Raw genomic sequence first — 6,373 nt, 5'->3', positions numbered from 1 at the left:
CGACCAGAGCGAGCACTTTCTGGACCTCGCGGGTACCACCATCCGTGCGGTCGCGCAGGGTGTGATCGGCGTCGCGATCGTCCAATCCTTGCTCGCCGGCATTGGGTTCAAGCTGGCCGGTATCGCCAGCGCGGGACTACTGGCGTTCGTGGTGCTATTGCTGTCGATCGTGCAGATCGGCGGAACGATCGTCATCCTGCCGGTCATTATCTGGATCTGGACTGACAAGGAATTCCCGATCGCGCTTCTGCTGACGGTGTTTCTCGCGATCGTATCTGTGCTCGACAACATCCTAAAGCCGCTCGTCATGGGGCGAGGCCTGACCACACCCGCGCTCGTCATCCTGATCGGGGTGATCGGGGGAACCCTCGTCCACGGCATCATCGGCCTCTTCATCGGACCGATCATTCTGTCGGTGGCTTGGGAGCTGACGGTTGCCTGGATCCGTACCGAACGCGCTCCGCAGCGGGGAGATGTTGGCTATGGGCCGCCGCGCTCTCTTGATCTGCATCAAGGCGTCTCATCATCCCCTTCGCCGGATAACAATCGCTGACCGACGAAACCAGGAGCATGGCCGAGTCCGCCATGGGAGCACGCGATGGCAGTCCAGTTCCTCGGCACCGTCATCAGCGTGATCAACAGTGATCAACATAGAGCTTCTGCCAGTCTCCGAAGGTGATGTCTTTGGCTCCGCGCTGCCCGCGAGGGGCGATCTCGGCGGGCTTCGCCTCAGAGGCCTGCTTTTGCGCCGCGGCGTTCTGGACCGAAGCTGGTCCGGCAATGGCCGCTGCGAACAAAATCAACAGGAAGGTGCGAGCGTGCCCGGGCCATGGCGTTGAAGGGGCGTTGATCATGGTTGCGTCTCCAGGCGCCACCCTCCGTAACTATTTATGCGCGTTGAGGGATTTTTCGACGAGCGGTGACCACATCGGAATTGTGTCGGTCGAGCCGACGAAGAAATGCCCCTCATTGCCGAAGGGCGGCATCAGATGATATCGGCCCTGCCGCCGGCCGCAGTGAAAGCCTCATGCATGCGCTTCAACAACGCCGGGCCAAAGAACGTCTCGATATAGAACCACAGCATGGCACCCGCGAGGTAGGGCCGAAATCCGCGGTCGCTTCGACCAGTCTGTCCGGCGCGCAGTTGTTGTTGGGCTTGCCGTCGACGCGACCGCCGCGACCTGCTGCAAAGGTGATGATCGCTGGAGACGGACATTGTCTTCGGCGAGGGCCGGCAAGCCGAAGGCGGCAAGGAGAACCAAAGCCGTCAAGAGCGGTCGGAAGATTGCGGCCAACTGCGTACGCATCGTCGCCTCCGTCAGCCGGTATAAGTGAGCGCCACGATGATCGGGCCGAGCACAGTCAGGACGACGTTGCCGATGGCGTAGGGCACTGCGACGCCGAGTACTGGGGTCTGACTCTCGGCGACTTCGCAGGCTCCGGTCACCGCAGCATCGACGGTCATGGCGCCGGCCAGCGCCCCGCAGGTGATGACCGGATTCATGTGCAACACATAGCGCGCAAACAGTGTCGCGACGATCAGCGGCACCAGCGTGACGACCAGGCCCATGCCCACCAGCAACGCCCCGTGCGCCTGTATCGCAGCCCAGGCCGCGGCTCCGTTGCCGAGCCCGATGGCTGCGATGAAGCCACCGAGCCCGAGATCGCTCAGTGTCTGCTGTGCCGCGCGTGGTAACGCTCCGATGGTCGGCCGGCGCGACCGCATCCAGCCGCAGACGAGGCCAGCGATCAGCGCGCCGCCGCCGCTGCCCAAGGTCAGCGGGATGCCGCCGACCCTGAGGCTGACGAGACCCGCGAGGAGGCCCGCGGCGATGCCGGTTGCGAGAAAGGCGATGTCGGCGCGGTCGCCGGAGCGCAGGATCTGCCCGACCTTCGTGGCGGCACGCTCGATGTTGCGAGTGCTGCCGACGAGCGTCATGACGTCCCCGACATAGACGCGGGTGTCCGGGCCCAACGGGACCTCGCGGCCCATCCGGGTCAGCGTGCGGAGATAGACGCCGCGTGCGTCGTTGCCGACGCGTTCAGCGATCTCCTTGATCGATCGGCCATGGAGATGGCGGCTGTCGACGAGGACGTCGATCACATTGCCCGGAATTGCCTTCAGGATTTCGTCGGCATCGATTTCCTTGCCGATGATCGGCTTTGCCGCGACGAGGGCAGCGGTTCGCCCGGCGACGACGATGTCGTCGCCGGGTTCGAGGATGCTGTCGAGGCGCGGCTCGATATCGGCTCCCTGCCGCACGATTCGCTCGACGACAGTGCGGCTGCCGATTTCCTCTTCGACGTCCTTGACCGTGCGTCCCGCGGCGGCCGATACCCGGTAGGCGCGCGCCTGGAATTTGCGATAGTGCAGATTTTCACTCTGTGGCGGGTTGCCGCCGGCAAGCTCCGCCTCCAGCTTCGCCGCCTCCGCCTTCAAATCGATCCGCATCAGTTTCGGTGCGACAAACGGCACGTAAAGGAGCGTGAGAATATAGCCGAGGACATAGGTGACGGCGTATCCAGCTGCGATGTTTGCTTCTTGCTGCTTCAAAGCATCACCGGACAAGCCGACTTGCGCGAGCGCTCCGGACGCCGTGCCGATGATGGAAGATTGCGTCAGCCCACCGGCGGCAAGTCCCGAGGCCGTGCCCGGATCGAGCTTGAACGCGAATGCAAATATCAAAACGAGGATGAGACCCGTGCCGCCGAGCACGAGCGCCATGGCGACCTGCGCCAGGGTGCGGATGCTCAAGGAGGCGAAGAATTCGGGGCCGGACCGGTAGCCGATCGTGAACACGAACAGGCTGAACAGAAGCACGCGCAGCAGCGACGGGAATGTAAAGGTTCCGAGCTGACCGATAAGAACGGCCACCACCAGTATGCAGGCTGTCGTTCCGATTGAGAAACCACGAATCTTGGCTCGGCCCAGCACCGTGCCGATGGCGATGGAAAGCAGCAGGAAGATTTCCGGAGCGGTGGAGATCATCCACCTGACGGTATCCATGGCGCATGCCCTCCAGCCATTTGCGCCGAATCTGAATCGTGAAACCCGGCGACGCTTGATCTAGATCAATCCTCGCCGACGGCACGCCTTCGCCTTTTGAGCCGTGCAGGATTCGGGACAGTCGACGTCTCGGACATGAGCACGATGGACATCGTCACTGCTTCGTCGGCGCACCGCGACGATCGGGTACCAGTCGTGTTCTGCTTTGGGTCTACCGGCTTGGTCTGCATGGACGGAGCTTGGTATCGCTGTGATCGCTCCCTTAACCCTGCTGCCTGGCCGCGAAGCCGACCTCAACGAGGCCCGTTTATGAACGCGCCGTCCGATCGCTCGACAGCGTGCTCGGAGAGGGCAACGCGGGGCAACCGTCTGATCCAAAGGAAGGGCATCCGACCGCATCGTCAGCCGGGCGGCCATGACGTGAACCGTTTCATCGCACGCCGGTCGGCCGCCAGCTGCCTCGGACATCAGACGAATCAAGTTCGCCTGACCTACTCACCCTACAAGAGATTCGCGCGCCACGCGGAGTCCGGGGGAAACACCCCGCAGTTATTCGACCTATTCACAGCGTCTTGACTCCGTGCGAATCGATTCGGCCCCCTTTGATGTGATAGCAAAGCTGTTTTGTGATGATGCTGCTGCTGGTCGGAGTGGGCGCGGTGCAAGCCCAGCAGTCGTGCATGCCCTGCTCGCTGCGCACACCCGGCTTGCTGTACGAATGCGTCGATAAGAACGGAAAGCTGCAGCCTGCTGGACCAACGGCAGCGCGGCAGACAAAACACTTCGACCAGTGCATGGCGCGCGGCGGCTCAGGTTACAAGTGTCTCGATGAAGCAGCGAAGGTGAAGTGAAGCAGCGGAGTGTCTGCCGAAGGGCTGATGACTGCTCGATAGAGCTACAATCGCCGCAACTCTGCGGCCGCGCGGACCGTTATCTCAGTTGACGGAGCTTCGGGCGGCCGCCCGAGCCATGGGTGCGCAGCTTGTGTAGATGATCTTGTTTGAGACACCGAACCGAAAATAAACGCGAGCCGGCTTGCCTTCGTAATTTTGATAGTCGATTTGAACGCCGTGGCCCGTCAGGCTCACGTCGTCCAGCGAAAATGAGAGTACTCGCTTCGTTTCGAGCTTAGGTGACCGGTAGGCAGCGATTGCTTCTCGCCCAGTCAGGCTGACGCCTTCGCAGGCGCATTCAAGCACCGCTCGCTCATCATACAGATCGAGCAGCGCGTTGACGTCTCCACGCCGGCAGGCGTCGAGCCAGTCTACAACTGTGGCAACGGGGTCAAAGTCATCCCTCGAAATAGGCATGGAGGTTCCATCATCAGCCGCGCCGCTCCCGGCGCGGGACTTAGATGGACTGTGATGAATGCTGCTTGAACGCACTCCCGCAGAACTACTGATTGAAGCCCGCCTGATCGAAGCTCAGGCGGGGCGATAGATCAGGCCGCAACGTGAAGCCCGATATTGGCGTCCTTTCTCGATGTCCGCCCGCCGACGATCCGCCGCAGCTCGGCCGCGACGCCGTCCAGCACCGCGCGCTTTTCCTTCATCCGCTTGGAGTGATTGTACACTTTGCCGGTGACCGTCGGCACGATCTGCTCGGCCTTCTTGCTCGCGGCGTGGTCGAGGCACTTCGCAATCCATGCGTCGTCGAAGCCGAGGTCGCCGGCCAGGGTCGCTGCCGTCCGGCGCAGGTCATGGGGCGTGAACGGCTTGAGACCGAGCAGCTCGCAGAGGCCAGCGGTTTTGGTTTTGTCCTTGTTCGTCTCGTGCTTGGTGCCGCGCAGGGCGTCGGCCATCACTTTCCGGTGGATCGGCTGGCCCTTGTACATGGGACTCTCGAAGACAAACTGCTGACCATCCGAGGCGAGCGCCTCCTTGATGATCTCGACCGCCAGATCGGATAACGGCTGCTGGATCACCCGCCGCTTCTTGACCCGCTTGAGCGGCACGTCGAAGCGCGGATGCTCGCCGTCGAGGTCAAACAGCTCATCCCGATGCGCGCCGAGCAGTTCCCGCGAGCGCAGCATGGTGACCAGTTCGAACTTGAGTGCGAGCCGGGTCCGGCGGTCGTAGGGAAGGTCGTTGCGGTCCAGTCCTTGCCAGAACGTCTTGATCTCGTCTTCGGAGAGGACCCGGGTGCGGGGATGTTCGGGATCGAGTTTTGGCAGGTTGACGCAGGGGCTGGCGGTCACATAGTCGCGGCCTGCCTCCGCCGCCCAGGTGAACAGGCCCGAGGCCGCCTTGCGCATATGGCGCGCGTTGCTGACCGAGGGCTTGCCGAACTTGCCTGCGACGATGTCGTTCGAGAGTGTGGCGATGTCGTGCTTGGTGACCTCCATGGCCAGCTTCTTGCCGAGGCGTGGGCGGATGAGGCGGTCGAGGTGGCTCGCGGTGTTTTGCCAGCTTTCGAGCCGGGGGCGCATCTCGCCATCGGGCTTCTTGACCAACGTCTTCATCCACGCGATGCGCTCGTCGATGATCTCGGCGACGGTCTTGCCGCGCTTCGCCTTCGCAGCTTTCTGGTCGCGGAAGGTCTCGGCAAGCGCCTCGCCACCCCTGGCCCTGAGGCCGTAGACCTTGCTACGGGTGTCCTCGACCGTGAAGGTCTCAGCATTGTAGACGCCAAGCCAGCCGGTGCGTTGCTTGCCGGTCTCCCGGTCGGTGAACTTGAACGAGAAGGTTGCCACCCCGGGTCGTGGTGATGCTTACGTACAGACCAGGGCACTTACGGTCGTAGAGCTTGGTCCGTTTGGCAACGCGTTTCTCGCACATGCGGTCGGTCAGAATGACGCTGCTGTTGCGGCCCCGCTTGCCGGCGGGGGAGGGGGCAATGCTACTATCCATGTGGTTTCGGCTCCTAAGGCTTGAGACCAAAGGGCTCGGCATTGGGGCTTTCAGTTTGTCGTGCGGACGCTGAAAGGCTTAGGGCCGGGCCCTTATTTTGGTGAAGCCCGCTGAAACAGCCCGCATCAGGCTAGTTGAAAAAGCCTAATTTTAAAGGGTTAGTTTCGGCGTGTTTCACCGAATGCCAAAGTATAGACGTGTGGTCCTGGCCGTCGTCGCTACGGTCAAGCCTTTGCGGATGCGGCAGTCGCGTCAACCGGCGCGGTGCTGGTGACTTTCGCGAGGACGAGGGAGGCCAGAAGGAATTCGGCTCCCGGGAGAGCACGGCATAAGCCGTCCAACCACTGCGCAGGGAAGGCCGAGTGATTGGCACCACCTGTATGCTGCTGTGCGGTTTCCTTGCGCTACCTTTCGCGCAGCGGACCGCGGGTGCGAGGTCAGCACCCGGCCTTCCCTGCGCCCTCTTGGCTTCGAGGGTGGAACGACGAAGCAAAGCTCGGGCGAGATGCGCCGCGAG

Annotated in this window: 6 protein-coding genes and 1 pseudogene; 2 read left to right on the top strand and 5 right to left on the bottom strand. The window is 62.5% G+C overall.

Annotated elements, in window-relative coordinates; genetic code table 11:
* Positions 1-553, top strand: a 553-nt coding sequence (locus AB4Z51_RS43880) for an AI-2E family transporter (protein WP_441499669.1), incomplete at its 5' end; no start/stop codon positions are given.
* A gap of 82 nt (positions 554-635) precedes the next feature.
* Here the strand turns inward: AB4Z51_RS43880 and AB4Z51_RS43875 are convergent.
* The 3 genes and pseudogenes from AB4Z51_RS43875 to AB4Z51_RS43865 all read right to left on the bottom strand — a co-directional run bounded on the left by AB4Z51_RS43875 (position 636) and on the right by AB4Z51_RS43865 (position 3,007).
* Positions 636-854: a hypothetical protein gene (locus AB4Z51_RS43875; RefSeq protein ID WP_187387978.1), complete on the bottom strand. Its 219-nt coding sequence runs from the start codon at positions 852-854 to the stop codon at positions 636-638.
* A 30-nt stretch (positions 855-884) separates the two neighbouring features.
* A pseudogene (locus AB4Z51_RS43870) lies at positions 885-1,203 on the bottom strand (dienelactone hydrolase); the annotation flags it as partial.
* Positions 1,204-1,318: 115 nt separating this feature from the next.
* Entirely contained in the window at positions 1,319-3,007 is a 1,689-nt protein-coding gene (locus AB4Z51_RS43865; protein ID WP_441499668.1) for an aspartate:alanine exchanger family transporter, read from the bottom strand.
* A 629-nt stretch (positions 3,008-3,636) separates the two neighbouring features.
* Between AB4Z51_RS43865 and AB4Z51_RS43860 the strand changes: the two genes are divergently transcribed.
* On the top strand, positions 3,637-3,858 hold the full coding sequence (locus tag AB4Z51_RS43860) for a hypothetical protein (RefSeq protein WP_085405589.1): 222 nt from the start codon (positions 3,637-3,639) through the stop codon (positions 3,856-3,858).
* Between the two features lie 84 nt (positions 3,859-3,942).
* Here the strand turns inward: AB4Z51_RS43860 and AB4Z51_RS43855 are convergent, their stop codons facing one another.
* Both AB4Z51_RS43855 and AB4Z51_RS43850 read right to left on the bottom strand, forming a co-directional pair.
* On the bottom strand, positions 3,943-4,317 hold the full coding sequence (locus AB4Z51_RS43855; RefSeq protein ID WP_063981897.1) for a nuclear transport factor 2 family protein: 375 nt from the start codon (positions 4,315-4,317) through the stop codon (positions 3,943-3,945).
* 131 nt (positions 4,318-4,448) lie between these two features.
* Positions 4,449-5,699, bottom strand: a complete 1,251-nt coding sequence (locus AB4Z51_RS43850) for a tyrosine-type recombinase/integrase (protein WP_244623474.1) — start codon at positions 5,697-5,699, stop codon at positions 4,449-4,451.
* Positions 5,700-6,373 lie beyond the last annotated feature (674 nt).

Origin of the sequence: Bradyrhizobium sp. 2TAF36 (genome assembly GCF_052114925.1) — a bacterium.
Classification (GTDB): Bacteria; Pseudomonadota; Alphaproteobacteria; order Rhizobiales; family Xanthobacteraceae; genus Bradyrhizobium; species Bradyrhizobium barranii.
Note: the sequence above shows the minus strand (reverse complement) of the source record. Positions and strands in the feature narration are given on the sequence as shown.